24 protein-coding genes are annotated in these 23,931 nt (G+C 68.0%); 16 read left to right on the forward strand and 8 right to left on the reverse strand.

Translation table 11 applies throughout. The features are described from left to right. Positions 1–30: 30 nt before the first annotated feature. Complete coding sequence (locus ACV7NN_RS12815; protein WP_463349960.1) at positions 31–1,086, reverse strand: SLAC1 family transporter; 1,056 nt, start codon at positions 1,084–1,086, stop codon at positions 31–33. Further along, positions 1,083–1,796 carry an NAD(P)H-dependent oxidoreductase gene (locus ACV7NN_RS12820; protein ID WP_463349961.1) on the reverse strand — a complete coding sequence of 238 codons (714 nt, stop codon included), beginning with the start codon at positions 1,794–1,796 and terminating at the stop codon, positions 1,083–1,085. Before ACV7NN_RS12820 ends, ACV7NN_RS12815 begins: the two co-directional genes overlap by 4 nt. A 102-nt stretch (positions 1,797–1,898) precedes the next feature. On the opposite strand from ACV7NN_RS12820, the gene ACV7NN_RS12825 reads away from it, so the two are divergent. Beyond that, entirely contained in the window at positions 1,899–2,336 is a 438-nt protein-coding gene (locus tag ACV7NN_RS12825; RefSeq protein WP_463349962.1) for a CGNR zinc finger domain-containing protein, read from the forward strand. Positions 2,337–2,484: 148 nt separating this feature from the next. Here ACV7NN_RS12825 and ACV7NN_RS12830 read toward each other — a convergent pair whose 3' ends face one another. After that, the gene (locus tag ACV7NN_RS12830) at positions 2,485–3,348 is read right to left on the reverse strand and encodes a slipin family protein (protein WP_463349963.1); all 864 of its coding nucleotides are present in this window, start codon (positions 3,346–3,348) and stop codon (positions 2,485–2,487) included. A gap of 163 nt (positions 3,349–3,511) precedes the next feature. Here ACV7NN_RS12830 and dcd point away from each other — a divergent pair, with 163 nt between their 5' ends. Beyond that, positions 3,512–4,117 (forward strand): dCTP deaminase, encoded by a 606-nt coding sequence (gene dcd / locus ACV7NN_RS12835; protein WP_463349964.1) that lies wholly within the window; start codon positions 3,512–3,514, stop codon positions 4,115–4,117. Positions 4,118–4,229: 112 nt separating this feature from the next. Here dcd and idi read toward each other — a convergent pair whose 3' ends face one another. Beyond that, positions 4,230–4,775, reverse strand: coding sequence for an isopentenyl-diphosphate Delta-isomerase (idi, locus tag ACV7NN_RS12840; protein ID WP_463349965.1), 546 nt, complete (start codon positions 4,773–4,775; stop codon positions 4,230–4,232). An 80-nt stretch (positions 4,776–4,855) separates the two neighbouring features. Next, on the reverse strand, positions 4,856–5,224 hold the full coding sequence (locus ACV7NN_RS12845; protein ID WP_463349966.1) for a hypothetical protein: 369 nt from the start codon (positions 5,222–5,224) through the stop codon (positions 4,856–4,858). Between the two features lie 39 nt (positions 5,225–5,263). On the opposite strand from ACV7NN_RS12845, the gene ACV7NN_RS12850 reads away from it, so the two are divergent. From ACV7NN_RS12850 to ACV7NN_RS12860, 3 genes are all read left to right on the forward strand, one after another. Next, on the forward strand, positions 5,264–5,944 hold the full coding sequence (locus tag ACV7NN_RS12850) for a hypothetical protein (RefSeq protein WP_463349967.1): 681 nt from the start codon (positions 5,264–5,266) through the stop codon (positions 5,942–5,944). Positions 5,945–6,020: 76 nt separating this feature from the next. Beyond that, entirely contained in the window at positions 6,021–6,689 is a 669-nt protein-coding gene (locus ACV7NN_RS12855) for a MarR family winged helix-turn-helix transcriptional regulator (RefSeq protein WP_463349968.1), read from the forward strand. 177 nt (positions 6,690–6,866) lie between these two features. Further along, positions 6,867–7,421, forward strand: a complete 555-nt coding sequence (locus ACV7NN_RS12860) for a dihydrofolate reductase family protein (protein ID WP_463349969.1) — start codon at positions 6,867–6,869, stop codon at positions 7,419–7,421. Positions 7,422–7,678: 257 nt separating this feature from the next. Here the strand turns inward: ACV7NN_RS12860 and ACV7NN_RS12865 are convergent, their stop codons facing one another. From ACV7NN_RS12865 to ACV7NN_RS12875, 3 genes are all read right to left on the reverse strand, one after another. Then, positions 7,679–9,154: an MFS transporter gene (locus ACV7NN_RS12865; RefSeq protein ID WP_463349970.1), complete on the reverse strand. Its 1,476-nt coding sequence runs from the start codon at positions 9,152–9,154 to the stop codon at positions 7,679–7,681. 132 nt (positions 9,155–9,286) lie between these two features. Then, on the reverse strand, positions 9,287–9,982 hold the full coding sequence (locus tag ACV7NN_RS12870) for a response regulator (RefSeq protein ID WP_463349971.1): 696 nt from the start codon (positions 9,980–9,982) through the stop codon (positions 9,287–9,289). After that, entirely contained in the window at positions 9,979–11,601 is a 1,623-nt protein-coding gene (locus ACV7NN_RS12875) for an ATP-binding protein (RefSeq protein WP_463351289.1), read from the reverse strand. The genes ACV7NN_RS12870 and ACV7NN_RS12875 overlap by 4 nt, the downstream gene beginning before the upstream one ends. 164 nt (positions 11,602–11,765) lie before the next feature. Here ACV7NN_RS12875 and ACV7NN_RS12880 point away from each other — a divergent pair, with 164 nt between their 5' ends. The 11 genes from ACV7NN_RS12880 to ACV7NN_RS12930 all read left to right on the forward strand — a co-directional run bounded on the left by ACV7NN_RS12880 (position 11,766) and on the right by ACV7NN_RS12930 (position 23,870). Beyond that, on the forward strand, positions 11,766–12,623 hold the full coding sequence (locus tag ACV7NN_RS12880) for an ABC transporter ATP-binding protein (RefSeq protein ID WP_463349972.1): 858 nt from the start codon (positions 11,766–11,768) through the stop codon (positions 12,621–12,623). Continuing rightward, positions 12,620–13,510, forward strand: a complete 891-nt coding sequence (locus ACV7NN_RS12885) for an ABC transporter permease (protein WP_463349973.1) — start codon at positions 12,620–12,622, stop codon at positions 13,508–13,510. Before ACV7NN_RS12880 ends, ACV7NN_RS12885 begins: the two co-directional genes overlap by 4 nt. 76 nt (positions 13,511–13,586) lie before the next feature. After that, a complete protein-coding gene (locus ACV7NN_RS12890) occupies positions 13,587–14,678 on the forward strand; it encodes an ABC transporter substrate-binding protein (RefSeq protein WP_463349974.1) in 1,092 nt (363 codons plus the stop codon). 533 nt (positions 14,679–15,211) lie between these two features. Next, positions 15,212–17,062, forward strand: a complete 1,851-nt coding sequence (gene dnaK / locus ACV7NN_RS12895) for a molecular chaperone DnaK (RefSeq protein WP_463349975.1) — start codon at positions 15,212–15,214, stop codon at positions 17,060–17,062. Between the two features lie 2 nt (positions 17,063–17,064). After that, positions 17,065–17,754 (forward strand): nucleotide exchange factor GrpE, encoded by a 690-nt coding sequence (locus ACV7NN_RS12900; protein WP_463349976.1) that lies wholly within the window; start codon positions 17,065–17,067, stop codon positions 17,752–17,754. Positions 17,755–17,895: 141 nt separating this feature from the next. Beyond that, positions 17,896–18,879 (forward strand): DnaJ C-terminal domain-containing protein, encoded by a 984-nt coding sequence (locus tag ACV7NN_RS12905; RefSeq protein WP_463349977.1) that lies wholly within the window; start codon positions 17,896–17,898, stop codon positions 18,877–18,879. A gap of 10 nt (positions 18,880–18,889) precedes the next feature. Next, the gene (locus ACV7NN_RS12910) at positions 18,890–19,306 is read left to right on the forward strand and encodes a heat shock protein transcriptional repressor HspR (protein WP_426521327.1); all 417 of its coding nucleotides are present in this window, start codon (positions 18,890–18,892) and stop codon (positions 19,304–19,306) included. A gap of 176 nt (positions 19,307–19,482) precedes the next feature. Continuing rightward, positions 19,483–20,244 (forward strand): hypothetical protein, encoded by a 762-nt coding sequence (locus tag ACV7NN_RS12915; RefSeq protein ID WP_463349978.1) that lies wholly within the window; start codon positions 19,483–19,485, stop codon positions 20,242–20,244. A gap of 96 nt (positions 20,245–20,340) precedes the next feature. Continuing rightward, on the forward strand, positions 20,341–21,384 hold the full coding sequence (gene tdh / locus ACV7NN_RS12920; RefSeq protein WP_463349979.1) for an L-threonine 3-dehydrogenase: 1,044 nt from the start codon (positions 20,341–20,343) through the stop codon (positions 21,382–21,384). Further along, the gene (locus tag ACV7NN_RS12925) at positions 21,384–22,565 is read left to right on the forward strand and encodes a glycine C-acetyltransferase (protein ID WP_463349980.1); all 1,182 of its coding nucleotides are present in this window, start codon (positions 21,384–21,386) and stop codon (positions 22,563–22,565) included. Before tdh ends, ACV7NN_RS12925 begins: the two co-directional genes overlap by 1 nt. Positions 22,566–22,736: 171 nt before the next feature. Then, positions 22,737–23,870 carry a class I SAM-dependent methyltransferase gene (locus ACV7NN_RS12930; protein ID WP_463349981.1) on the forward strand — a complete coding sequence of 378 codons (1,134 nt, stop codon included), beginning with the start codon at positions 22,737–22,739 and terminating at the stop codon, positions 23,868–23,870. Positions 23,871–23,931: the final 61 nt, after the last annotated feature.

Consider the following 23,931-nt stretch of genomic DNA (forward strand, 5'->3'; position numbering starts at 1 on the left):
CTGAATGTTTTCTCAGGCACCGGACACGGCCTAGTGCGCGTGGGGCTCCGTCCTCGCCTCCACGGCGTTGTCCGCTCGGCGCAGCACACTCTCCGCCCGCTGCACACCGCGACGCACGGTCGCAATCAGCACGAGCGATCGGATGCCCACGAGCGCGATCACCACGGTGACGATAGCGACGAGCAGCCACGCAACGACCTGCCAGCCCGGGAAACCAGCGATGGACAGCCATTCGACGCCGAAGCCGCCCGCCGCCGCGAGCGGGAACGTGAACGACCAGAAGCCCAGCGAGAAGGGAAGGACGCGGTACCGCGGGATCAGCGCCACCTGCTGCAACGCCATCAGTACGAGGAGGCCGAGCAGGGCTGTCGAGACCAGGTCGGCGTGTCCGCCGTTGATGGTGAACCATGCGATACCGGCGACGGCAGGCGGGGCCAGCAGGATCGCGCAGGTCGGCGTCAGTGCTGCGGGGAGCGGCGCGAAGAATGCCAGGCGCGCGAGCAGCACGGTGGAGACGACGATCCAGAAGAAGATGCCGACGGCGAAGCTGCCGATCGCCACCACCGGCAACCCGACCTTGAACGACGTGGTGGCGGCGATCAGCCCAGCCGCGACGGTCGGGAGCAGATAGCCGCCGTGGAATGCCTCCGGTGTCAGGGCACCCGTGTGCCAGAACGCGAGGATCCAGGCGGCGAAGGCGGCCGCGACCACGATCGACACGACGACCACGACTATCCCGGCCACGGGAACGAACGCGTAGAGGTCGGCTCCGATGAGCATCCCGACGACGGGCACGAGCGCGGCGATCGGCCCCTGGGCCGGATGCCGCAGCTGCTGCGCAAGCGTCTCGGAGCTGCGGGCGCCGCGCCGCAGGTGCGCGACGATCAGCCACACCCAGGAGACGGTCACGCCCGCCCAGAGCACCTGGCCGATCAGCGGGGATGCGCCGAGCAGCCGGCCGGACGTGGTCCAGATCGTCGCGAGTCCGGCGAGTCCGAACGCGATCGCCAGAGTGTTGAGCGGAATGCGCTGCGCTGCATGGGTGCGCGCAAGTCCTGGTTTCGCAGCGGTCGCCTGGGTGGTCATTTCGACGCCTCCGTTCCGGCCGCCCGGCTCTGGCGGCGCGCATCCTCACCGGTGGCTGCGCCGATGTGCAACTGAGGGTACTGCGCGCCCGCCCGCGCGTGCCAGCGCCCGGGCCCGTTCACGTTCGGAGGCGCGGTGCGAGCGCGGGGAGCGCTCGGCCGGCCGGATGTGGCCGGACTGTGCGCGGACGCCGAAGCCAGCAGTCTGCGAAACCTCTCGGCCAGGGTGTGCAGGGCCGGAGCGTCGAGGTCACGGACGCCGTGTATGACGAACGGCTCGACCCAGCGCATCCCGAGCCGGTGGGCGGTCGCCTTCAGCGGCGCGAGGATGGCGTCGTATTCGAAACTGTGCAGCTCACCCGGCCGGTAACCGTCGAAGGCGCCGCCGGTCGTGGTCGCGATCCGGAGCGTCTTGCCGGTCAGCGCACCGGGAGCGCCGGTTCCGTACGCCCAGCCGCGCTGGAGTACCTCGTCGAGCCAGCGCTTCAACGGTGCCGGGGTCGAGTACCAGTAGGTGGGGTAGAGAAGCACGATGTCGTCCGCCGCAGAGAGAGCGAATTGCTCCGCGAGGACATCGATGCGGCCGTCCGGATAGAGGTCGGTCAGGATGCGCACGTCGACATCGGGAAGCCGCGCCGCAGCTTCGGTGAGAGCGGCGCTGACACGGGATGCTGTGATGTCGGGGTGGCCGACGATCAGAGCTGTGCTCACGGTGGTTCCTTTCGGTGCCTAACCTGTCAAATGACCGGTCAGAGTCAGGAGCCACAACATATACCCGGCATTGTAACTTGTCAAATAGGTTATAGTGGTTAGGTGAATGAGTCCGAGACTGCTCTCCTCCAGGTGCTGAACAGCGCACCCGTCATCGCCGGCCGGATCGTCGAGACGCTCGACCAGCCGGCGTTGATAAGAGTGAGGGATGCGCTTCACGCGGTGATCAGGGGTGGAGCGGATGCGGAGACCCTGGAGCCGTATCTCGCCGGCGTGCGCAGGCGGCCGGTCATCGCCGACGGAACTGTCGAGTGGACGCTCGAAGCACCAGGCGCCTCACTGGCCAGCGCGGAGCTGGTGCTCGAATGGGCGCGGGTGCGGCGGGAGCTGCCGGGCAGGTTGCGGCCGTGCGCCAACCCGGACTGCAACAAATTCCTGATCGACCACAGCAAGCCGAATACGGCCAAGTGGTGCTCGATGGCCGAGTGCGGTAATCGCCTGAAGGCGCGCCGCCACTACGTGCGGTCGGTGGGCGCGTAGCCATCGCTGCTGCCACAATGCCGGTTGACAGGTTTGGTCCGTCTCCTCATCCGGGTGATGGCCAAAAGCGTCAACTGATCGCCGCCGGTGCGAACGCCCGAGCCGCCGGGCCGGGGTGCCCGACCTCCGACCCGGCGTCCCCGCCCCCTCAGGCTGCGTCCGTCAGCGGCGGAGCCGCTTCCGGTCTCCCCGGTGCAGCGGGAGTGGCGGCGTCGTTGGCGCCACCCCCGTGCAGCTCGCTGGCCGAGTTCTCGCGGGCCAGGAAGTTCCCGAGTTCGCCGATCGTCGACATCAGCGGTGCAGGGAACACGACGAGCGTGTTCTTGTCGACGCCGATCTCGACGAGGGTCTGCAGGTTGCGCAGCTGGAGGGCGAGCGGATGCTCCATCATCGTGTCCGACGCATCCCCGAGTCCCGCGGCGGCCAGCGACTCGCCTTCCGCCGCGATGATCTTGGCCCGCTTCTCGCGCTCGGCTTCCGCCTGCTTCGCCATCGCCCGTTTCATGGACTCGGGCAGCAGGATGTCCTTCAGCTCGACGAGCGTCACCTCGACGCCCCAGTCGAGGGTGAGCAGATCGAGGATCTGGCGGATGTTCAGGTTCAGCGCATCCGTCTCGGCGAGCGTCTCATCGAGGCTGTGCTGGCCGACGACCTTACGCAGGGTGGTCTGCGCGATCTGCTCGATCGCCGCATACACGGTCTCGATGCCGATGACGGATTTCACGGGATCGACGACCCGGTAGTACGCGACCGCCGAGACGCCGACGCTCACGTTGTCGCGCGTGATGATTCCCTGCGACTGGATGGGGAGGGTCACGATCCGCAGGGACACTTTGTGCATCACGTCGACGAACGGGATGATGAACCGCAGTCCTGGTTCGCGCACACCGATGAGCCTGCCGAACCGCAGGACGACGCCGCGCTCGTACTGCTTGACGACGCGGAGGGATGCCGCCAGCAGGATGATCGCCACGATGATGACGATCGCGAGGACGATATAGAACACAACCATGAGTCTCAACTCCATGGCGTCGGGTGGAACTCGACGTCGCTCATGCACATTGTCCCTCTGACCGGCTGGGTTTCTGCCGTTCGTGGGCATCCTCACAGCGACCGTTATCCACAGGCCGCAGCCGGTCGGGCAGCGCGCGACGCGCGCCCAGTAGGCTACGAACGTGCTTCTCTCAGATCGCGACATCAAGGCCGAGCTCGGTGCCGGACGCATCTCCCTCGAGCCGTATGAAGCGGGGATGATCCAGCCTTCGAGCATCGATGTGCGGCTCGACCGGTTCTTCCGCCTCTTCGACAACCACAAGTACCCGTTCATCGATCCCGCCGAGGATCAGCCCGAGCTCACGCACCTGGTCGAGGTCGACCCGGAGCAGCCGTTCATCCTGCACCCCGGCGAGTTCGTGCTCGGCTCCACGTTCGAACTCGTCTCGCTGCCTGACGACGTCGCCGCCCGCCTCGAAGGCAAGAGCTCACTGGGGCGCCTCGGGCTGCTCACCCACTCGACGGCCGGCTTCATCGACCCGGGGTTCTCCGGGCACGTCACGCTGGAGCTGAGCAACGTCGCGACGCTTCCGATCAAGCTGTGGCCGGGAATGAAGATCGGGCAGATGTGCTTCTTCCGCCTCTCGTCGGCAGCCGAGAAGCCGTACGGTTCGAGCGAGTACAGCTCGCGCTATCAGGGCCAGCGGGGGCCGACGGCCTCGCGGTCGTTCCTCAACTTCCACCGCACGGATGTCGGGTCGACAGAAGCGGGTCGTCCCGGCAACTGACCCGCGGTCAGGTCTGGGTCAACGGGTTTCGGGCGCGTGTCCCCCATATGCGGGGTACGGAATATGCTGGCATTCTTATCCACCGCTGTGTCCACAGGTGGATGAATCGATTTCAGAGCTGATCCGGCTCTTCGTCCACCGCATACAGTTGCGGTAATTGGAGCGTGAGCCACGGGCTGAACGCCCACGGAGTGGCTTCCACGGCGGAAATCAGCGTGCGCGCCTCCACCCACTGCCATTCCATGACCTCGTCGGGCGAGGGATCGAGCGCGTCCGTCGTGGTCGCGGTGAAGACCGGGCAGACCTCGTTCTCCACAACCCCCGCTGCGTCCACAGCCCGGTAGCGGAAGTCGGGCAGAGCCACGACGAGGTTGTCCAGGGTGATACCGAGCTCTGCGACGGCACGGCGGGCAATCGCGTCCTCGACCGATTCGCCGGGCGCAGGATGACCGCAGAACGAGTTCGTCCACACCCCCGGCCAGGTGCGCTTCGACAGCGCACGGCGAGTGACGAGGATGCGCCCCTCGCCATCGAAAACATGGCAGGAGAACGCGAGATGCAGGGGCGTCTGGGTGGTGTGTACGGTCGCCTTGTCGGCGACCCCGATCGCAGTGCCGCCGTCGTCGAGCAGGACTACCTCTTCGATCGCGTGGGCCATCTGTCCATTCTGACGGATGCCGCTGGACTGCGGATGCGAACCCTGCACGCCCGGTTCGCGACCCGAGCGTGCCGAACGGGTTATGCGTTGCTTCGCGGGTCGGTCGGGGCCGGCCCTGCGGAGCCGTCGGCGTCCGAATCGGAGGCGGTGTCGGGCGTCGCGTCCGAATCGGATGCGTCGGGGCTGGATGCCTCGGTGCTGGATGCGTCGGTGCTGGATGCGTCGCCGTCCGCCGATTCCTGAGCCGCATCGGTCCAGCCGAGATTGCGCGCCATCTTCTCGAGGGTGGCGAGCGTCGTCCGGTAATCCTCGTCGCTGATGCCTTCGGCGACGGATGCGCGCACCTGCTTCACACGTGCTTCGGCATCGTCGTGTGCGGTGCGGCCGGCGTCCGTGAGCGTTGCGGCGCCGTCGGCCAGGACGACCCAGCCCCGCTCGGTGAAGGACACGAGGACCTCGGCGACACTACGAGGACGACGGCGCTCGCCGTGGCCACCATGAGATCCACGCTCGGCGGATTGGTCACGATCGGCGTGATCGCGGTGACCCTCGCCGGGGCGGTGGTGGTCGTGGCCGAAGCCAGCGTGGTGGCCGTGGTGGTCGCCGTGACCGGGGATGGCGCCGTGCCCGGCGAACGCGCCGTGACCCGGGAGTTCGCCGTGCTCGCCGTGATCGTGGTGGTCGTGGTGCTGGGGATGGTCGTCGTGCTCGTCGTGCTCGTGGTGCTCGTGGGGCTGGGGGTGGTCGTGGCCTCCCGGGTGCGCGCCGTGCTCGGCGGCGGCGTCGGTCTCGGTCGCGCCGGGTCGCGCATCCGCACGCTGCTCCGCGAACGCGCGCCAAGGTACGGATCCCGCGCCGAACCCGCGTCCGAACCAGGGGCCGTAGCCGAAGGCCGGTCCGAAGCCAGGACCGTACCCGGGTCCGAAGCCGGGACCGTATCCGGAACCGAATCCGCGTCCGGGGCGGCCGAAGCGAGCGCCCATGCGGCGGTGCCGGTCGCCGGGCGGGAGCGCCGACTCCACCTCGTCGACGGACTTCGGTCCATCAGCGAGCGTGTGCAGGATCCGCCACTCGCCGCGCGAGAGGTCGAGTTCTGTGAAGGCGTCGCGCATCTTCTCGCGCAGGCGGTATTCGATGACGCCGAACCAGTAGCCCGGCGGTCGTGGTGATGTTTCGTCGGTGTTCATGGCTGAACACTCCTTTCCTATTGCATGTACTGCTACAAGCAAATGTATAGTTACATACATGGAAACCGGTGGTCAAGCGTCCGACGAAAACTCCCAGCTTCGCGCCGAGGACATCGCGCTCATCGAGCAGGCGCTGGTGGCCATCCGCCGCGACCACGCGCGCATGCACCTGCAGAAACGCGCCGAATGGGCGGCCGAGCACGGTGCGGACGGAACCCCCGGTCCCTGGCCCGGCAGCGGTCCGTGGCCCCAAGGTGGTCCGTGGCCCCAGGGCGGTCCGTGGCCCGTCGTCCACCACCACGGCGGGGGACCGCGCGGACCGGGCCTGGGGATGGGCGGCCCCTCCCACGAGCACCGCGGCCGGCACGACAGGTCGCTCGGTCGGGCTGCGCGATTCCGGATGCTCGACGCACTCGAAGCCGCGGAACGCGACGGCCGGGCGCTCACCATCAGCATGATCGGCGAGGCGATCGGCGTCGACCAGCCGCGGGCGAGCCGGCTGGTGCAGGAAGCATCCGATGCCGGCCTGGTGCGCCGCACGGCCGACCCGGGGGATGCTCGCCGGAGCATCATCGAGCTGACCGCGGCCGGGAAAGCCCAGATCGTCGAGGTGCGGTCGGCGCGGCGCTCAGCGGTAGAGGATGCGCTGGCGGGCTTCACGGCCGACGAAGCGCACACCTTCGCCATGCTCTTCAACCGCTTCGTCGGGGCGTGGCCGCGGGAGTAGGCCGGGCACCGACCGTCGCGCTGTCCGTTATTCAGGAACCCACGTGACGGATGTGGCCGGCACGCGGCCCCGCGCAGAAGAACCCCTGATCGGATGCGCGGCCCGGCCCAGCCGACCCGCACCCTTCCTGAATTCCTGAAGCCGGCCGGCGCCCCGCGGGGAGTACCATGACTCGGCATGGCGAAGCTGATCTACTCCGGAATCACCTCACTCGACGGCTACATCGCGGATGCGACGGGACGATTCGACTGGAGCGCGCCCGACGAAGAAGTCCACGCGTTCGTCAACGACCTGCAGCGCCCGATGGGGACCTACCTGTACGGCAGGCGCCTCTACGAGACAATGCGCGTGTGGCAGACATGGGATGTGACGGACGAACCCGAGGTCGTGCGCGACTACCAGGGCATCTGGCGCGGCGCGGACAAGGTCGTCTATTCGACGACCCTTGGGGAGCCGGAGACGCCGCGCACGCGCGTCGAGCGCGCGTTCGACGCTGACGCGGTGAAGCGGATGAAGGACGCGGCCGACTCCGACATCAGCGTGGGTGGGGCGCACCTCGCCAGTGCCGCGATCCGTGCCGGGCTGGTCGATGAGTACCAGCAATTCCTCACGCCGGTCATCGTCGGAGGCGGCACCCGCTTCCTGCCCGACGACGTGCGCGTGGACCTGGAACTGCTCGACGAACACCGCTTCGGGAACGGGGTGGTCTTCGTCCGGTACCGCGTGCGCTGACCCTGGCCGCTCGCCCGGTCCATAAGACAGGAGTTCGTGTGCGCGGGCCGGCGTGGCCGCCCATCCCATCAGGGCTTTCTCCGCGCGGCGCGCCTGGCGCCCCATCCGCCGCCCGCTCTCCTGTGTTAATTCAGGAAGGTCTGCGCCGTGGCCGCCTACGCCGCGGATCCCATCAGGTCTTTTGCCCACGACGAGCCGCGCGAGACCCCATCCGCCCCGGACGTTCCTGAATAAGTGGGCGGCGCCCGCCGCCGTCCCTACTGCGCCAGCCGCGTCGGCTGCGCCTTCACCGGCAGCAGCAGCGCGAGCCCGATCGCCAGCACCAGCACGATCCCGAGGATGCCCCAGAACTGCGCCCCTCCGACGGCGACGAACGTGGCGAACAGCAGCGGCGCGAGGAAGCTCACGGCACGCCCGGTCGTCGCATAGAGTCCGAAGACCTCGCCCTCATGGCCGGCCGGGGTCAGTCGCGCGAGGAACGTCCGGCTGCACGACTGGGCGGGCCCGACGAAGAGGCAGAGGACGAGGCCGCCGATCCAGAAAGCGGTCGCCCCCAGGTCGTGGGCGAAGAAGACCGCCAGCCCCGCCACGATCAGGCCGATCAGGGAGGTCACGATCACCGGCTTCGCACCGAAGCGGTCGTCGAAGCGTCCGGAGACGATCGTGCTGACGCCCGCCACGACGTTCGCCGCGATCGCGAAGATGATGACCTGACCGCTGGAGAAGCCGAACGTCCCGGCCGCGAGGATGCCGCCGAAGGTGAAGACGCCCACGAGGCCATCGCGGAAGAAAGCGCTCGCGATCAGGAAGAGCACCGTGTTGCGGCTCTGCTTCCACAGCCGCCCGACGTCGCGCACCAGCACGGCATACGACTGGAAGAAGCCGACCCGCACGGTGCGCCGGTTCGCAGGAATCTCCGGCACGGCGAACAGGACCGGCAGTGAGAAGATCAGTGTCCACGCAGCCGCGATCAGGGCGATGATGCGGATGTTCAAACCGCCGGCCTCGGTCACGTGCAGCAGTCCGCCTGTGCCCGGGGCCGACGCGCTCTCGACGACGAGGCCGAAGTAGACGATGAGAAGCAGCACGATCCCGCCGAGGTACCCCGCACCCCAGCCGAACCCGCTGACCTTGCCGACCGTCTTGGGTGTGGACACCTGCACGAGCATGGCGTTGTAGTTGACGGTCGCGATCTCGTAGAAGATCGTCCCGATCGCGACGAGGGCGACGCCGTAGAGGAAGAAGCTCGGCTCGCCCTGAACGAAGAACATCAGCGCGGTGATAAGGACGACGACCCCGGTGTTGATGCCGAGCCAGAGCTTGCGGCGACCCGACCCGTCCGTGCGCTGACCGAGGACTGGGGCGAGGAGGGCGACGATGATCCCCGCGATCGCAAGGCCCCATCCCAGTCCGCTCGAGAGCGGGGCTTCGGCGGCGGTGACGGCCGCGTGCGCCGGGCCGTGCACATCCGTCTCCGCATCGCGCGCGGTGACGAGCGCCGGGTCGACGAAGAGGCTTCCGGTCAGGTAGACGGTGAACACGAAGGTGGTGATGACCGCGTTGAACGCGGCCCCGCCCCAGTCCCAGAGCGCCCAGGCGACGATGCGGCCGCGGGGGATCACGCGATCCGGCGACGAGTCGATGAAGAGGGGACTCGCGTCGGTGACGAGGGCGTCTGTGCTCGCCGGCACAGAGGGGATGCCGTGGTCTCCCGGCTGGATGTCGTCGGTCATGGTCACAGAGTAGTGATCGCGCCGCGCGAGCGGATGCACATCCGGCGTAGCGATCCGGCGAAAGGTGGGAGAAGCGGCATCAACGCGCCGGGTTCAGTACTTGTGGCACCTTTCGTGGCACCAGCCGCGCGCTCAGCGTCGGCGGATCGAGTACCGGTGCTCGGGCCGCCCCGTCTGCCCGTACCGCAGTTCCAGCGTGATCGCGTTGCTCTGCTCCAGCTGCGTCAGGTACCGCTGTGCCGTCGCCCTGCTGATCCCGACCGAGGTCGCGATGTCCGCAGCGGACACGGGCGCCTCGCTGCTGGAGATCGCGTCGTACACGAGCTTGAGGGTCGGCGCGAGGTGCCGGAGTTCCGCGCTGACCTGCGCCGGCGTCGCAGGCCGCAGGAGGTCGAAGATCTTGTTCACGTCGTCCTGGGTCGGTTCATCCGGCCACTCGGTGATGTGGGTCTGCGCAGTGCGGAACGCGGTCAGCCGCTCCGCGAGGGCCGAGAATCCGAAGGGTTTCACGATGTAGTGCACCGCGCCGAGCTGCACCGCCCGGCGCACGGTGGCCATGTCGGTGGCGGCCGAGATCACCATGACGGCCGGCGGGGACGGGGTGGCGAGCATCTCGCGCACCACCTCCAGGCCATCGCCGTCCGGCAGGTAGATGTCGAGGAGCACCAGGTCCGGATGCAGTGACTGGGCGAGTTCGAGCGCATCCGCGGCCGTGTGGGCCTGCCCGACCACGCGGAAGCCGGGAACGCCTTCGACGAAGCCGACGTGCACGGAGGCGACCCGGTAGTCGTCGTCGACGACCAGCACGTCGAGCGGTTCGGCGGTCATCGGGACCGGTCCGGAACGAGGGTGGATGCCGATGCCGGCGCGGATGCGCGGGGCAGCGTCACGGTGAACGACGCGCCCGGACCATCCGACACCGTGACGGTCCCGCCGAGCTTGGTCACCGTGTTGTTGACGAGCGAGAGCCCGAGCCCGCTGTGCCGCTCGAGCGTGCCGCGCTTGGTCGTGTATCCGTTGCTGAAGATCTGCGGGATCTCGCCCGCCGCCACACCAGGCCCGTTGTCGCTGACCCGGACGGTCAGCGATTGCGCCGTCTCGACCACGCTGACCTCGACCCGTCGCGGTGCCGGGATGCCCGCGAGCGCGTCGAACGCGTTGTCGATGAGGTTCCCGAGGATGGTCGTGAGCGCCTGCACGCGGTCGGGCGCTTCGCCGAGGTCGGTGTCGGGAAGGATCACGAGCTCGATGCCGCGCTCGTTCGCCTCGGCCGCCTTGCCCAGCATCAGCCCGACGATCTGGGGAGCCGCGATGTGGGTGCGAAGCGTCTGGTCGAGGTCGGCGGTCGTTCCGCGGATCTCGTTGATGTACTGCAGCGCCTCGGCGGGACGCCCGAGTTCGAGCAGTCCGGCGATCGCGTGGATGCGGTTGATGAACTCGTGCTGCTGCGCCCGCATCGACTCGGTGAGGCTGCGCTCCCCGGCGAGCTCGCTGGCCAGGCCCTCGACGTCGGTGCGGTCGCGGAGGGTGACGACGGCTCCGTGCGCGCGCCCGCCGAGTGTCACGGGCATCCGGTTGATGACCAGGCAGTAGTCGTCGGTGACCACGATCTCGTCGGTGACCGCCGTCGTGCCCGTGAGCAGGTCGCGCAGCAGCCCGGGCGCGAGCACATCCTCGAGCCGCCGCCCCGACGCCTCGGCCGGGAGCCGGAGCAACTGCCGAGCCTCATCGTTGACGACGCTGATCCGTCCGGCCGGATCGACGGCGATGACCCCTTCGCGGATGCCGTGCAGGGTCGCCTCGCGTTCCTGCAGCAGGCGGGCGATCTCATCGAGCTCGAGCCCGAAGGTCCGGCGTTTCAGGATGCTCGCCAGCCCGAACGAAGCGAGCGTTCCGAATGCGAGGACGAGCACGAACCACGCTGCGTACGACGGGAGCTCGCTGAGGAGCTCGCTCGACACGGAGCTCTCGCGGATGCCGACGGACACCTCCCCGACGAGCGCCCCGTCCGGTCCGTAGAGCGGCACGCGGGCATTCGCGTTCAGGCCGGTGGCGCCGGAATCGGTGCCCAGGTGCACCTTTCCATCGCTCGCGACGAGCGGCTCGCTGACCTTCTTGCCGATCAGCGACGGATCCGGATGCGAGTGCCTCACCCGGTTGAGGTCGATGACGACCACGTAGGCGGCGCCCGTGCGGGCTGCGGTGGACGAGGCGAGGTCCTGGATGGTCACCGAGCATCCGATGCCCGGCTGGGCCATGCACTGACGGATGGCCGGCATGTCCGCGAAGGTCTCGGCGATGCCCGCAGCGCGCGCCTGGAAGTCGGAGTCGAGATTGTTCCGGGCGGTCTGGGCGAAGAGCGCGAAGCCGACGGCCATGGACACCGTGAGGATCACCAACTGAGCCAGAAAGATCTGGGTCGAGAGTTTTCGGATCCGGCGTCGCATCACAAAGGGGATTGTCTCAGGGCAACCTGCGTAATGCACGCGAGCACAATGCGCAGAACGCACGTGAATGCGCACAAAAGGCTGATAGCGCACAAGCGAGACAGCGGATGCGGGCCTGCCGCACTATCGGTTATCACACCGAAAGACAGAGAGGTCTTGGCATTATGGGTGATCCCACTCCCGGCCGCACACGAGCGGCCACCGCAGGCGCAGAGGATGCGGCGCGGATCGACATCGTCGGGCTGACCAAACGGTTCGTCACGCCGAAGGGCGATACGTTCACGGCCATCCACGACGTGACGCTCACGGTCGAACCGGGCCAGTTCTGCGCGATCGTCGGCCCGACCGGCTGTGGCAAGTCGACGACACTCGCGCAGGTCTCCGGACTCGAGCCGCCGAGCGCGGGGTCGGTGCAGGTCGGCGGTCACATCGTCGACGGCGTCACCCGCGGCGTGAGCTACATGTTCCAGGCCGACTCGCTCTTCCCCTGGAAGACCGTGCTCCACAACGTGATGATCGGCCCCATCCTGCTCGGCACCCCCAAGCGCGAAGCCACGGAGCTCGCCATGGACTGGCTGCGCCGCGTCGGCCTCGCCGGCTTCGAGGACCGCTATCCGCACCAGCTCTCCGGTGGGATGCGCAAGCGCGTCGCAATGGCGGCGGCACTCATCAACCGTCCGCGCATCCTGCTGATGGACGAGCCGTTCGGCGCACTCGACGTGCAGACGAAGGCGATCATGCAGACCGAGCTGCTCCAGCTCTGGGAGGAGCTGCGCCCGTCCGTGCTCTTCATCACCCACGACCTGGACGAGGCCGTCGCGCTCTCCGACCGGGTCGTCATCATGACGAGCAGCCCCGGCACGGTGAAGGACATCTTCGACATCGACCTGCCCCGGCCCCGCGGCGACGTGCAGGAGATCCGGCACGAGAAGCGGTTCCTCGAGATCCAGGGACAGATCTGGGCCTCGCTCAAGGACGAGGTCACCCGGGCATACCAGCAGACAGCGGGGGCAGCAGCATGACCACGACAGCGCACACCACACCGGTGAAGACGAACGGCGCGTACGTCGTGGCGCCGGAGAGCGAACTGCGCGCATCCGCACGCCGGGCTCGATCCCGCCGCACGGCGTGGGTATGGTTCGGCCGCGTGATGGTCGCGGTCGTCGTGATCGGCGGCTGGCAGTGGGCGACCGCGACCGGCGTCGTCGACAAGTTCTTCTACGGACAGCCGTCCGGTATCTGGGACAGCCTCGTGCACCTCTTCACCCAGGGCTCGGCGTTCGGCTCGATCTGGGACAACCTCTGGATCACGGTGCAGGAAGCCCTCTACGGGTTCGTCCTCGGCACGATCGCCGGTGTCGTCGTCGGCATCCTCCTCGGCTCCAACCGGTACCTGGCGGCGGTCTTCGGGCCGTACATCAAGGTCGTGAACTCCATCCCCCGCATCGTCCTCGGGTCGATCTTCATCGTGGCCTTCGGCCTCGGTGTGTTCCCGAAGGTGCTGCTGGCCTCCGTCCTCGTGTTCTTCGTCGTCTTCTTCAACGCCTTCCAGGGCGTACGCGAAGTCGACCAGAACCTGGTCGCCAACGTGCGCGTCCTCGGTGCATCGCCGCTGCAGGTCGCCCGCCACGTGACCATCCCTTCGGCGATGACGTGGATCATCGCCAGCCTCCACACGGCGTTCGGGTTCGCCATCATCGGTGCTCTCGTCGCCGAAGTCCTCGGAGCCCAGCAGGGCATCGGCCTGATCATCAGCCAGGCCCAGGGGAGCTTCGACCCGAACACGGTGTTCGCCTGCATGGTGATCATGGCCGTGGTCACGCTCGGGGCGGAATACCTCATCACCCTGCTCGAGCGCGTCCTGCTCAAGTGGCGTCCGCCGAACCGTTCCGAGGCGCAGGCGATCTGACGCGCCGCGCATCCACACCCGAATCCCCACCAGGAACCGCCGAACCCTCGGCACCAATGAAAGGAAACGCACTCACATGAAGAAGCGCACACTCGGCGCTGTCGCCGCGGCTGGAGCACTGGCGCTCAGCCTCGCGGCCTGCAGCAGCGGCGCCACCGGCGGCAACGCGGCCGCCGGCGGCTCCACCCCGATGCCCACCGTCAAGATGATGGTCGGCGGCATCGACAAGCAGATCTACCTGCCGTACGAGCTCGCCGCGCGGCTCGGCTATTACAAGAAGTACGGCGTCAACATGGAGCTGTCGACCGAGCAGAACGGTGGTGTCGGCGCGGAGGATGCGATGGCATCGGGCCAGGTCGACATGGCCGGCGCGTGGTACATCCACACGATCGACTTCAAGTCCAAAGGGAAGGACGTCATCGACGTCGTCCAGCTCTCGGGCGCTCCGGGCGAGCGTGAGATGTGCAGCGACAAGAGCGGCGTGAACTCCGCGGCCGACTTCAAGGGCAAGACGCTCGGCGTTACCGACCTGGGCTCGGGCACGGACAGCCTGACGCAGTTCCTCGCACACACCCAGGGCATCGCGAAGAGCGGTTACCACACACTCGCCGTGGGTGCCGGATCGACCGCGATCGCCGCGATCCAGCGCGGGTCCGCCGACTGCGTCATGACGACGCAGCCGACCGTCGGCGCGCTCACCAGCAAGAAGCTCGCTCACACCGCAGTCGACCTCGCAACCGCGGAAGGCGCGACGAAGGCGCTGGGCAGCGACTGGCCCGCAGCGGGTGTGCTGGCGACGAAGTCGTGGGTGGATTCCCACAAGGATGCCGTGCAGAAGGTTGTCAACGCTCTGGTGGCGACGATGCACTGGATCAACTCGCACTCCGCATCGGACATCGCCAACAAGCTGCCGCCGGAGTACGTGCAGAACGCCACGATCACCAAGCAGCAGTACATCGACGGTCTGAACACCGACAAGGGACAGTTCCTGCCTGACGGGATCATGCCCGCCGGTGGACCCAAGACCATCCTCGCGATGGAGAAGGCGATCGGCGTCGACACGTCGAACGTGACGATCGGCGACACGTTCACCAACAAGTACGCGCAGGCCGCGAACAAGCTCGAAGGGTTCACGACCACTTCGACGCCAGCTGGTGCGGACGGCTGATCCCCCCATCTCCGACGCACCCACGGAACGGCCCGCCTGCACCCAGGCGGGCCGTTTCGCGTGTCCACAAATCAGGAAGTCTGGGGCGGGCGGGCGGGTGGTGGCCGCGCATCCCATCAGGGGTTTTGCCGGGCGGGGGCTTCCGCGAGTCCCGTCCGTCACGCGTGTTCCTGAATTGCGGACGGCGTGCGGCGCCGCACCCTCTCGGGGCCGGGTTCCATAATTCAGGAAGTCTGGGGGCGGGCGGGTGGTGGCCGCGCATCCCACCAGGGGTTTTGCCGGCCGGGGGGCTCCGCGGGTCCCGTCCGTCACACGTGTTCCTGAATGACGGACGGCGCGCGGCGCCGTACCCTCCTCGAGCCCGCCCCGGGAATTCTGGGCGCCCGCTGGAAGTTGAGTCAAGTACACTCAAGTTTTGTCGATCCGACTTGACATCGATTCGGCCGGATGTCAGGCTTGAGTCGTCAGGACTCAACTCTTGACCCCATGATTTTCACAGGCGCCAAGCCGGCAACAAAGGAGAGAAAACACACATGTCACGTGCAGTAGGTATCGACCTCGGAACCACGAACTCCGTGGTCTCTGTGCTCGAAGGTGGAGAGCCCACCGTCATCGCCAACGCCGAAGGATTCCGCACCACCCCCTCGGTGGTCGCCTTCACCAAGGACGGCGAGGTGCTCGTCGGCGAGACCGCGAAGCGCCAGGCCGTCACCAACGTCGACCGCACCATCGCGTCGGTCAAGCGCCACATGGGCACCGACTGGAAGGTCGAGATCGACGGCAAGAAGTACACCCCGCAGGAGATCTCGGCGCGCATCCTCGCCAAGCTGAAGCGCGACGCCGAGCAGTACCTGGGCGACACCGTGACGGATGCGGTCATCACCGTTCCGGCGTACTTCAACGACGCCGAGCGCCAGGCCACCAAGGAGGCCGGTGAGATCGCGGGCCTCAACGTCCTCCGCATCATCAACGAGCCGACCGCGGCAGCCCTCGCCTACGGACTCGACAAGGGCAAGGAGGACGAGCTCATCCTCGTCTTCGACCTCGGTGGCGGCACCTTCGACGTCTCCCTCCTCGAGGTGGGCAAGGACGACGACTTCTCGACCATCCAGGTCCGCGCGACCGCCGGTGACAACCGCCTCGGCGGCGACGACTGGGACCAGCGCATCGTCGAGCACCTGATCAAGAAGTTCAAGGAGACCACGGGCGTGGACGTCTCCAAGGACAAGATCGCCCTCCAGCGACTGAAGGAGGCTTCCGAGCAGGCCAAGAAGGAGCTGTCGAGCAGCATGTCGACCAGCATCCAGCTTCCGTACCTGTCGCTGACCGAGAACGGCCCGGCCAACCTCGACGAGACGCTCACCCGCGCCCAGTTCGAGCAGATGACCAGTGATCTGCTCGACCGCACCAAGAAGCCGTTCGCCGACGTCATCCGTGAGGCCGGCATCAAGGTCTCCGACATCGCGCACGTCGTGCTCGTCGGCGGTTCGACCCGCATGCCCGCGGTCAGCGACCTGGTCAAGCAGGAGACCGGTGGCAAGGAGCCCAACAAGGGCGTGAACCCGGATGAGGTCGTCGCCGTCGGCGCAGCCCTCCAGGCCGGTGTCCTCAAGGGTGAGCGCAAGGATGTTCTGCTCATCGACGTCACCCCGCTGAGCCTCGGAATCGAGACCAAGGGCGGCATCATGACCAAGCTCATCGAGCGCAACACGGCCATCCCGACCAAGCGCAGCGAGACGTTCACCACGGCCGACGACAACCAGCCGTCCGTCGCGATCCAGGTCTTCCAGGGCGAGCGCGAGTTCACCCGCGACAACAAGCCGCTCGGCACCTTCGAGCTGACCGGCATCGCACCGGCACCTCGTGGCATCCCGCAGGTCGAGGTCACCTTCGACATCGACGCGAACGGCATCGTGCACGTGTCCGCCAAGGACAAGGGCACGGGCAAGGAGCAGTCGATGACGATCACCGGCGGCTCGTCGCTGCCGAAGGACGACATCGAGCGCATGGTGCGCGAGGCCGAGGAGCACGCAGCCGAGGACAAGAAGCGTCGTGAGACCGCTGAGACCCGCAACACGGCCGAGCAGCTCGCCTACTCGATCGAGAAGCTGATCAAGGACAACGACGACAAGCTGCCCGAGGACGTCAAGAACGAGGTCCAGGGCGACGTCGACGCGCTGAAGAGCGCGCTCGCCGGAGACGACGAGGACGCAGTCAAGACCGCGTACGACAAGCTGAACTCCAGCCAGCAGAAGCTCGGCGAGGCGATCTACGCGTCCAGCCAGGCCGAGGCGTCCGCTCCCGCCGAGGAGCCCGCGGCCGAGACGAACTCCGATGAGGACGTCGTCGACGCCGAGGTGGTCGAAGACGAGGAGACCAAGTAGTCATGCCCCACACGCCGAAGGGTCCCGCAGGGGACCAGCCCGACGAACACGAGGAGCCGGTCATCCGCGACAAGCGGCGGATCGATCCCGAGACCGGAAAGGTTCGGCACCCGGAGAGCGGGTCGGAGGCTGATGCCTCCGGCCCCGACCTGGCCCACGAAGAGCTGGTCGACGTCGGGCCGTCCGACACGGATGCCGACGGGACAGCCGAGTTCGGTGGCTTCCTCTCCGATGACGACCTGGATGTGCTGAGCGGCCAGTCGACGGCCGACCAGGTGGCGGCGGAACGGCTCGCCGACCTGCAGCGGCTGACCGCCGAGTACGCGAACTACCGCAAGCGTACGGAGGCCAACCGCGAGATCGAGCGTGAGCGCGCGGTCGGCGAGACCGTCAAGGGTCTCCTGCCCGTGCTCGACGACCTCGACCGTGCCGAGAAGCACGGAGACCTCGAGGAGGGCAGCGCGTTCGCGACCATCGCGGCCAAGCTGCGCACGTCGGTCGAGCGCCTCGGCGTGAAGCCGTTCGGCGCAGCAGGCGACCCGTTCGACCCGCAGATCCACGAGGCGATCTTCCAGCAGCCGAGCCCCGACGTCGAGACGGACACCGTCGCCGACGTCGTCGAGACCGGCTACCTGGTCGGGTCGACCCTGCTGCGGGTGGCGAAGGTGGTCGTCTCCGTGCCGCAGCGGTAGCATCATCCGTCTGCCCCATCCGCCCGCTCTGCCTTCGCAATTCGCCAAGAGCGCACGCTGATGGGGCAGACGTGACGCATTCGCGTCGAACAAGGGACTTCTTCGAATTGCGCACGGTTAGATAGAGGGAGAGGAGGCGCCATGGCAAGCCAGGACTGGTTCGACAAGGACTTCTACAAGGTCCTCGGCGTCTCCAAGGACGTCAGCGCGGCCGAGCTCAAGAAGACCTATCGCAAGCTCGCGCGCAAATACCACCCGGACTCGAACCCGGGCGATGCCGCCTCGGAGGCGAAGTTCAAGGAAATCAGCGAAGCCTATTCCGTGCTCAGCGATGAGGAAGAGCGCAAGGAGTACGACCAGATCCGCGCCATGGGCTCCGGCGCCCGTTTCACCGCGCCGGGTTCGGCCGGACAGGGCGGCTTCGACGACGTCTTCGGCGGGATGTTCGGCCAGGGCGGCCAGCGCGGGTACACCTATCAGCAGGGCGGCCAGTTCGACGACATCTTCGGCAGCATGTTCGGCGACGGCCGGTTCGGGTCCACCACAGGCGGATTCCGGGGCTACGGTGGCCCGACCCGCGGCCGTGACGTGACCGCGACGACCACCATCGACTTCGTCACGGCGACGCGCGGCGAAACGATCACGCTGCAGGCCGCCGATGGCAAGCCGATCAAGGTGAAGATCCCGGCAGGCGTGGCCGACGGCCAGAAGATCAAGCTGCGTGGCAAGGGCCAGCCCAGCCCGGACGGCGGCGAGCCAGGCGATATCGTGCTCACCGTGACGGTTCGCAAACATCCGGTGTTCGAGCGCGAAGGCCTCAACCTGCGCGTGACCGTCCCTGTGACGTTCGCCGAGGCGGCGCTCGGCGCCACCATCGAGGTGCCGACGCTCGGCGGCGAGCCGGTGAAGCTGCGCGTCGCTCCCGGGACGCCGAGCGGACGGGTACTGCGGGTGAAGGGCCGCGGGGTGCAGACCCCGAAGGGAACCGGCGACCTGCTGGCCGTCGTGCAGATCGCCGTGCCATCGCACCTGTCTGCCGACGCCGAAGAGGCATTGCGTGGCTTCGTCGAGAAGCTGCCGGATGAGAACCCGCGCGACGACCTGCTCGCGAGGTCGCGAGGCTGACATGGCCGACATCGACGAGCACACCCAGGTCTTCGTCATCTCGGTCGCGGCCGAGCTCGCGGGAATGCACCCCCAGACGCTGCGGCAGTACGACCGGCTCGGGCTGGTCAGCCCCTCGCGTACGCCCGGCAAATCCCGCCGCTATTCGATGCGCGACGTCGCGAAGCTGCAGGAGATCTCGCGGCTGGGAGCCGAAGGCGTCAGCCTGGAGGGCATCCGTCGCATCCTCGAGCTCGAAGACCAGGTGGGCGCGCTCACGGGGCGCATCCGCGAACTCGAGGCGGCGCTGTCGGATGAACTGCTCAACCGCCCCGGACGCCGCGTGTTCGCCGCCGGGTCGGCCGGCGAGGTCATCTCGCTGCGGGCCGGCACACGGGTGCGGCGCAGCAACCAGATCGTCGTCTGGCGTCCGCTCGACCGCGACTGATCGTGCTGCGCCGGCCCCGAGGCGTGAACTCTGCGCCCTCGGGCCCGGCGTGTCGGATGCGTACGTCACACCTCATGAGGAGGACGCGAGGAAGGTCTCCGCGAGTGGGGATAAGTGTGAAATGGATGAATGTTGGTGGTAGCCTGTGAAATATCAGCTTTCACAGGAGTGCTTTCATGACCGATACACCGCAGCGGCGTTCGCGCGCCGCGTCCACCGCGCTCTACCTGACGATCGGGACCCTCACGGTCGCGGCGCTGATGGGCGGGGTCTTCATCATCGTCGGCGATCAGGCGAATGTCGCAGGCCGGGCTTGGCTGACCCTGATGCTCCTGGCTGCGTTCGCCGGCGCCGTCTCGCTTGACGCCTCCGTGGGGCAGAACGGTCCTAACCGCTGGTATCTCTCTGCGTCGACGGCGGTCAACTCGTTGCTCGTGGCCGTGGGCCTCCTCAAACTGTGGAACGGCTGGCTGCAACCGGAGAACACCGCTGATCCGTTCGTGTGGGATCTCCAGCTCGTGCGTTTCATCGGCATCGTGGTCGTCGTGCGCGTGGCGTTGCTCCTCTTCCAGGTGTACTTCCTGTACTTCGTCGGCCGCGCCAGGGCGCAGCTGACGGCGATTGCCGGGTACGTCACCATCGCGCTGATCAGCGTGACCGTCGTCGCCCTCGTGCTGCCGATGGCCTTTCCGGAGCAGGACTGGGCCGACTGGTGGTGGCGGATCTCGTCGGCGTCCCTGCTGGTGGCCGTCGTATCGGCGGTGATCCCTGTCATCGTGCGGGCGTTCGAGCCGAAGCCGGCCCGGGTGGCGCCGGCGCCTCCCGCGCCCCCGCTAGCGGCGTACCAGGGCGGATATGCCGCGGCCGGATGGTCGGGCTACCCGGCGCAGCCGGTTCCTGCTCAGCCCGGCGCGGTGGATGCGCCCCCTTCCTCGTAACGAGCGCGGCGCGCGCGCCCATCCGTCGTAGAGTGAATCGGGCTCCACAAAAGCCCTGATGCATGACACTTCACACGACGAAGCGAGAAGGTGGCGATGAAGGCCCTTTACAAAGCCGAGGCGGCAGCAGGCCTCGAACTGATCGATGTCCCCGAACCCGAGGCCGGACCCGAGGATGTCAAGATCCGCGTGCTCCGCACCGGGATCTGCGGGACCGACCTGCACATCCTCCATTGGGACGACTGGGCGGCCTCCGCTGTCGCGGCCCCGCTCATCCCCGGCCACGAATTCTTCGGCGAAGTCGTCGAAGTCGGCCCGTTCGTGCACGACGTCTCCGTCGGAGACCTGGTCTCGGGCGAAGGCCATATCGTCTGCGGCACCTGCCGCAACTGTCGCGCCGGGCGCCGGCAGATGTGCATCCGCACCAAGGGTCTCGGCGTGCAGCGCAACGGCGCCTTCGCCGAATACCTCACGCTCCCGGCCACCAACGTCTGGGTGCACCACTCCGCGATCGACCCCGAGGTCGGCGCCCTGTTCGACCCGCTCGGCAACGCCGTGCACACGGCTCTCGCGTTCCCCGTCGTCGGTGAGGATGTGCTCGTCACCGGATGCGGACCCATCGGCCTCATGGCCATCGCCGTCGCCCGCCACGTGGGCGCCCGCTTCATCGTCGGCACCGACATCAGCCCGGACCGGCTGGCGCTCGCCGAAGGAATGGGTGCAGACTTCACCGTCGACGTGCGCAACGCGACCATCCGGGACGCGCAGGTGGCCCTGGGCATGCGCGAGGGCTTCGACGTCGGCTTCGAGATGAGCGGTGCGCCGACAGCGCTGCCGCAGATGATCGAGAACATGAACCACGGCGGGCGCATAGCCATGCTCGGGCTCCCGTCGTCGCAGATCGCCGTCGACTGGGGGATCGTCGTCACCCACATGCTCACCCTCAAAGGCATCTACGGCCGTGAGATGTTCGAGACCTGGAACGCGATGGGCGCGATGCTGCAGACCAGTGCGACGCTGCGGACGGCGATCGCATCCATCGTCTCCGACCGGTTCCCGGCCAGCCGCTGGGAAGACGGTTTCGCGGCGGCCGCGTCAGCGCACGGCGGAAAAGTCATCCTGGATTGGACGGAACTCTGATGTACGGAACATTCCGCGAACATGTCGCCGGGCAGCTGGCCGAGATCGACGCGGCGGGGCTCACGAAACGGGAGCGCAGCATCCACGGCCCGCAGCAGGCGCTGATCACGGCCGACGGCGCCGAGGTGCTCAACTTCTGCGCGAACAACTACCTCGGCCTCGCCGACCATCCCGTATTGCGGGATGCCGCGAAGCAGGCGCTCGACGACTGGGGCTACGGTCTCGCGAGCGTGCGCTTCATCTGCGGGACCCAGGAGCAGCACCTGGAGCTGGAGCGCCGGGTGTCGCAGTTCCTCGGGACCGAGGCGACCATCCTCTTCTCCTCCTGCTTCGACGCCAACGGCGGCGTCTTCGAGACGCTGTTCACCGCCGAGGACGCGATCATCTCCGACGAGCTCAACCACGCATCGATCATCGACGGGATCCGCCTCTCCAAAGCGCAGCGCCTGCGGTACCGCAACCGCGACATGGCCGACCTGCGTGCGCAGCTGGAAGCGGCGGCGGATGCGCGGTTCCGCGTCATCGTCACCGACGGCGTCTTCTCCATGGACGGCTACATCGCGCCCCTCGCCGAGATCTGCGATCTGGCCGACGAGTTCGGGGCGCTCGTGTTCGTCGACGACTCCCACGCGGTCGGGTTCGTGGGTGCGAACGGTCGCGGGACGCCCGAGTTCTGCGGCGTCGCCGACCGGGTCGACATCTATACCGGAACATTCGGGAAGGCGCTCGGCGGCGCATCCGGCGGCTACGTATCGTCGCGCACGGAGATCGTCGACCTGCTGCGCCAGCGCGCGCGGCCGTACCTCTTCTCGAACACGCTCGCCCCGTCGATCGTCGCGGGAACGCTCGCCGCCCTCGACCTGCTCGAGCTGTCCGGTGGCCTGCGCGACACCTTGCGTGCCAACGCGGCGCTGTTCCGCTCGCTGATGACGGAGGCGGGGTTCGAACTGCTGCCGGGTGAGCATCCGATCGTTCCGGTCATGTTCGGGGATGCGGCGCTCACCGCCCGGATCGCCGACGAGATGCAGCGGCGCGGCGTGTATGTGACGGCGTTCTCGTTCCCGGTGGTGCCGCGGGGGCGGGCCCGCATCCGCGTCCAGTTGTCGGCGGCGCACACGGAGGACGAGATCCGCCGCTGCGTCGACGCCTTCGTCGGCGCGCGCGAGGCCGTCGCCGCGTAGGGCGCGGCGCAAGGGCAGCGCGCGGTCGCCCAGCTCTCGCCGTCTGGCTTTGACCCGGGCGTCATCGCCGCGAGCCCGCCAGTACGGGACGTGCCCACCCGCTCGACGTGGCGGGGAGCACTCGGGCGGGCGGGCACATGGCCGGCCGCGAGAGGTGGTAGGAAAGAGGGCGTGGCCGGAGCAGAGGAATTCGCGTTCGAACGCCTCCGGCGCTGGCCCGATGTCGAAGCCCCGAACCTCTTCGCCGTGGATGCCGCTGACCGGCTCCTGCTCGACACCGCGGCCGAGTCGGCCAATGCCCCGCAGCCCGGCGAGCTCGTCGTCATCGGCGACGGCTACGGCGCGCTGACCCTCGGCGCGACGGCCCGGTTCGGCGTGCGGGAGATCCGCGTGCACCAGGATGCGCTGGCCGGCGAGCGGGCGCTGGGCGCCAACGCGGAGCGGTTCGGGATGTCCGGCTCGTACCGGTCGTTCGACCTGGTTCCGGAGCTGGTCCGGGATGCGCGCACGGTGCTCCTGCGCCTGCCGCGGAGCCTGGACGCGCTCGAGGAGATCGCGGAGTGCATCGCCGCGAACGCGCATCCGGATGTAACCGTCTATGCAGGTGGCATGGTGAAACACCTGACCACGGCCATGAACGAGGTGCTCCGGCGGTCGTTCGGGAGTGTACGGGCGGGGCTCGCGCGGCAGAAGGCGCGGGTGCTGACCGTCGAAGGGCCCGTCCCGCAGCAGGGCGGGGAGTGGCCCCGGGGCCGGTTCGACGACGACCTCGGGCTGTGGGTGTGCGCGCACGGCGCGGCGTTCGCGGGGACGTCCGTCGACATCGGCACCCGCTTCCTGCTCACGGTCCTCGGGGAGGCACGGCCGGATGCGCCCACCGCCATCGATCTCGGCTGCGGCACCGGCGTCATCGCGGCCTGGCTCGCGCGGGAACGGCCGAGCATCCGTGTGATCGCCACAGACCAGTCATCGGCCGCTGTCGCATCCGCCCGCGAGACCATGCGCGCCAACGCCGTGGACGCTCGGGTCGAGGTGGTCCGCGACGACGCTCTCTCATCCCAGCCGGACGGGAGCGCCGGGCTGATCGTGGTGAACCCGCCGTTCCACATCGGCGCTGCGGTCCACGCGGGCGCCGCCCTCCGGTTGTTCGACGATGCAGCGCGCGTGCTCGCACCGGGCGGCGAGCTCTGGGCCGTGTGGAACTCCCACCTCGGCTACCGCGCGTCGCTCGACCGCATCGTCGGCCCCACGACCCGGGTCGCCCGCAACCCCAAGTTCACCGTGACGAGGTCGGTGCGCCGCTGACGCTGCCGGGGTGCGATACGTGGGGTATCCGCCCCACTTTCGCCACCTTTCGGCGGCCAAT

This window comes from Leifsonia sp. Ger2509 (genome assembly GCF_055231915.1).

Coding starts and splice junctions, on each gene's coding strand:
- ACV7NN_RS12885 (WP_463349973.1), top strand. CDS start 12,620: ATGACCACGACAGCGCACACCACACCGGTGAAGACGAACGGCGCGTAC.
- ACV7NN_RS12915 (WP_463349978.1), top strand. CDS start 19,483: ATGACCGATACACCGCAGCGGCGTTCGCGCGCCGCGTCCACCGCGCTC.
- ACV7NN_RS12860 (WP_463349969.1), top strand. CDS start 6,867: ATGGCGAAGCTGATCTACTCCGGAATCACCTCACTCGACGGCTACATC.
- ACV7NN_RS12865 (WP_463349970.1), bottom strand. CDS start 9,154: ATGACCGACGACATCCAGCCGGGAGACCACGGCATCCCCTCTGTGCCG.
- idi (WP_463349965.1), bottom strand. CDS start 4,775: ATGGCCCACGCGATCGAAGAGGTAGTCCTGCTCGACGACGGCGGCACT.
- ACV7NN_RS12815 (WP_463349960.1), bottom strand. CDS start 1,086: ATGACCACCCAGGCGACCGCTGCGAAACCAGGACTTGCGCGCACCCAT.
- ACV7NN_RS12875 (WP_463351289.1), bottom strand. CDS start 11,601: ATGCGACGCCGGATCCGAAAACTCTCGACCCAGATCTTTCTGGCTCAG.
- ACV7NN_RS12830 (WP_463349963.1), bottom strand. CDS start 3,348: ATGGTTGTGTTCTATATCGTCCTCGCGATCGTCATCATCGTGGCGATC.
- ACV7NN_RS12925 (WP_463349980.1), top strand. CDS start 21,384: ATGTACGGAACATTCCGCGAACATGTCGCCGGGCAGCTGGCCGAGATC.
- ACV7NN_RS12905 (WP_463349977.1), top strand. CDS start 17,896: ATGGCAAGCCAGGACTGGTTCGACAAGGACTTCTACAAGGTCCTCGGC.
- ACV7NN_RS12870 (WP_463349971.1), bottom strand. CDS start 9,982: ATGACCGCCGAACCGCTCGACGTGCTGGTCGTCGACGACGACTACCGG.
- dnaK (WP_463349975.1), top strand. CDS start 15,212: ATGTCACGTGCAGTAGGTATCGACCTCGGAACCACGAACTCCGTGGTC.
- ACV7NN_RS12855 (WP_463349968.1), top strand. CDS start 6,021: ATGGAAACCGGTGGTCAAGCGTCCGACGAAAACTCCCAGCTTCGCGCC.
- ACV7NN_RS12900 (WP_463349976.1), top strand. CDS start 17,065: ATGCCCCACACGCCGAAGGGTCCCGCAGGGGACCAGCCCGACGAACAC.
- ACV7NN_RS12890 (WP_463349974.1), top strand. CDS start 13,587: ATGAAGAAGCGCACACTCGGCGCTGTCGCCGCGGCTGGAGCACTGGCG.
- tdh (WP_463349979.1), top strand. CDS start 20,341: ATGAAGGCCCTTTACAAAGCCGAGGCGGCAGCAGGCCTCGAACTGATC.
- ACV7NN_RS12880 (WP_463349972.1), top strand. CDS start 11,766: ATGGGTGATCCCACTCCCGGCCGCACACGAGCGGCCACCGCAGGCGCA.